The 990-nt window shown below is 47.8% G+C and carries 1 protein-coding gene and 1 pseudogene; both read left to right on the forward strand.

The genetic code is table 11. The annotated features are described in order from the left end of the window. Window positions 1–151 (forward strand): annotated as a pseudogene (locus GQ57_RS44590) (RHS repeat-associated core domain-containing protein); the annotation flags it as partial. A 382-nt stretch (window positions 152–533) separates the two neighbouring features. Beyond that, the gene (locus GQ57_RS41200; RefSeq protein ID WP_081896892.1) at window positions 534–983 is read left to right on the forward strand and encodes an Imm30 family immunity protein; all 450 of its coding nucleotides are present in this window, start codon (window positions 534–536) and stop codon (window positions 981–983) included. The last annotated feature ends 7 nt before the right edge of the window (window positions 984–990 follow it).

A 990-nucleotide genomic window follows, 5' to 3' on the forward strand; every position in this document is an offset into this window, starting at 1 on the left:
CACTATAACCGATACAGGTACTACGATCCAAACTCTGGACGGTTCATCTGCAAGGACCCGATCGGACTGGCTGGTGGCCTGAATCTGTATCAGTACGCGCCCAACCCCGTTCAGTGGACTGATCCCACTGGGCTCACACGATGTTGTTGCCCGTCGTTGCTTCCCGGTGAAGGAGACGTCGGAAAGTACAGGGACCTGAAGAGGGCTGGATCAACGGGTGACAACCTCACACCGCATCACATTCCATCTGATGCGTATATGGAGGGAATTGGTGTGCCAAATTACACACGTGGCGACGGTGTATCTATTAATATGGAAATGCCATCGACTGGAGGGCGCCATCGTCAAACGAGTTCTTACGGGACAAGCCCTGATTTAACGATGACGCCTCGGGATGTGTTGGCACAGGATATTCGAGATGCTAGACGAATCTACCAGCGCCAAAATTGCTATACATCTAAAATTCGCGCTGGGCTGCAGCAAGTTATTGCTCAAAACAAGGCTCAGTATCCATCGACGTTTGGGAAGGGACAATGAAACAAGGTTGCTTGGAAGATCTGCTACGTGTCCGTCAACTCGACACCCCGGATGAAGTTGGCGAATTCGATGGGGTGATTGAAACTCTTAGTTCTGAAGTGTTATCGAAGGAGGATCTGGTAAACCTTCTTTCTGTATTTATTGACCGGACTAGACATGAAGAGGTTATGTATGGTCTTCTTCATTTAATAGAGGCGAGCGATGTGAATTTGGTTGTTGCTGCTTTGGTACAGGCGGCCCCGGCTATGAAAATGATTGCATCTGATTGGTTGGATACATTCATATTCAGACTGCTGAATGGAGATCATTCTCGGAATGTGTTGATCAATAATTTAAGACTGGGCGATGGAGGGGGGCGGCTGAAATTATTTCTCGGCTTGTTGCGATGCAAGGGGATGTCTCAGATAAAATTAAGGAGAGGGCTTCATTCGTTCTGTCTAAATTGAATTGAAT

The organism is Burkholderia sp. MSh2, assembly GCF_000731655.1.
Taxonomy (GTDB): domain Bacteria; phylum Pseudomonadota; class Gammaproteobacteria; order Burkholderiales; family Burkholderiaceae; genus Burkholderia; species Burkholderia paludis.

Coding starts and splice junctions, on each gene's coding strand:
- GQ57_RS41200 (WP_081896892.1), top strand. CDS start 534: ATGAAACAAGGTTGCTTGGAAGATCTGCTACGTGTCCGTCAACTCGAC.